The 1805-nt window shown below is 76.2% G+C and carries 2 protein-coding genes and 1 pseudogene; all 3 read right to left on the reverse strand.

The window, feature by feature from the left end:
- A pseudogene (locus PKY62_RS13240) lies at nt 1-445 on the reverse strand (hypothetical protein); the annotation flags it as partial.
- A gap of 2 nt (nt 446-447) precedes the next feature.
- On the reverse strand, nt 448-1533 hold the full coding sequence (locus PKY62_RS13245) for a copper transporter (RefSeq protein WP_324537715.1): 1086 nt from the start codon (nt 1531-1533) through the stop codon (nt 448-450).
- Between the two features lie 31 nt (nt 1534-1564).
- The coding region (locus PKY62_RS13250) for a SteA domain-containing protein (protein WP_324537719.1) at nt 1565-1805 on the reverse strand (241 nt) is incomplete at its 5' end.

Raw genomic sequence — 1805 nt, forward strand, 5'->3', positions numbered from 1 at the left:
CGCGCGGCAGCGCGACCGCGGCGGCGACGTGCGACGTGGCGCCGATGCCGAGCACCTTGAGCCCACCGGTCGTCAGCTCGCCGTGGGCCAGCGCTCCGAGGTGGCCGCGCAGGCCCTTGCGCCGCCGGGAGGTGTCCTCCGACAGGTCGTCGACGAGGCCGAACGCCGCGCCACCCGCCGCGGCCACCGCGCCGGCGACCGCCGCACGCGGCACCCCGCCGACCACGGCGCCCAGCACCAGCCCCGCAGCCACCGCGGGCCCCTCGAGCAGGCTGATGGGCGCCCCGCGGTGGTTGGTCCTCGTCCAGCGCGGGTCGGCGCCGCCCGTGAGGGCGTCCAGCCCGGCGCGGGCGGCGGCGGTCCCCGCGGCGGCGACGAGCCCGCCTCGCAGCACCCCACCGAACGTCGCGCGCACCGCGCGCCCGCCCGCGTGGCCGGTGCCCACCGTCAGCCCTCGGGCTGCGCGGTCGGGGCGTCCGTCGTCACGGTCGCGGGGTCGACGACGACCGCGACCCGCTCCACGGGCGGCAGCACCACGCGCGGCGGCATGGCCGACGTCGCCTCGGGGCTGGCCCCGTAGTGCCCCACGGTGCCGCTGATCCGGGCGGCCAGCGCGAGCGGCACGGCGACCTGCCCCGCGAGCGTGCCCAGGTCCTCGACCGTGGTCACCTGGATGGACGCCGACTCGTCCTGGCGCAGCGCCAGGACGACGCTCGGGTCGGTCAGCGCGCCGCCGGCCACGACAGCGCCGGTGGACCGGGCCTGGACGGCTGTCGCGATCTGCACGCCGGCATCGATGCGGGCCTGCAGCAGCGCCGCCTCCTCGTCGGTCGGCTCCGCCAGGTCCTCGGCGGCGACGTCCTGCGCCGCCGTCGTCGCCTCGAGGCTCCCGGCCGGGCCCGACAGGACGACCACCGCGTCGGCCGGGACCGTGACGTCCCCGGCGAGCGTGATGAGTCCGGCGTCGCCGCCCAGCAGGTCGAGCACGATCGCGGCGTTCTCGGACAGTGCGTCCGGGTTCTCGGGCACGGCCGTGGTCAGCCCCTGGGCCAGCGCCTCGGCGAGCTCCGTCCCGGTCCCGGCGTCCTGCGCCGGGGCGGGGTCGAGGTAGGTGACCAGGGTCCCGGCGAGGGACTGACGGAACGAGAGCCGCTCCGGGTCCGTCCACGCCTCCGTGACGGTCACGGTCGCGGTGACCGACGCGCCCGCCTCGGCGAGACGCGCCACGACCTGCTCGAGCACCTCGGCCGGCACCTCGTCGACGAGCACGATCGCCACCCGGCGCTCGGCCAGCACGCCCTCGAGCAGCGCGGGGGCGACCGACGCGAGGGAGGCCTGGGCGTGCTGCAGGTCGAGGGCCGTCACGTCGAGCTCCGCCCGCAGCGCGTCCTTCTCGGCGCGCAGCTGGTCGACCTGCCCCGTGAGGGTGTCCCCGATCGCCTCCTTGAGCGGCCCTGCACCCAGGGCGATCCCCACGGCGAGCGCGAGGAACACCGAGATGAGCGAGACGAGGTGGTAGCGGAAGTCGATCACGATGAGATCTCTCGGTCGGTGACGGTCGAGGTCATGCCCCACCGCCGAACAGGGACCGCAGGGACGACCACATGTCGTCGAGACCCGCGGCGAAGAGGCCGAACATCGTCTGGCCCGCGGCGGTGGACGCCAGGGCGACGCCCAGCGCCAGCAGCCCGGCGATGACGAGCCAGCCGAGCTGCCAGTTGGAGATGCGCTGACGGTAGAGCCGCGACACGCCCTTGGCATCGATGAGCTTGGAGCCCACCGGGAGGCGGGTGAGGAACGTGCTC

Source organism: Actinotalea sp. (genome assembly GCF_035443605.1).
In the GTDB taxonomy this organism is placed as follows: domain Bacteria; phylum Actinomycetota; class Actinomycetes; order Actinomycetales; family Cellulomonadaceae; genus Actinotalea.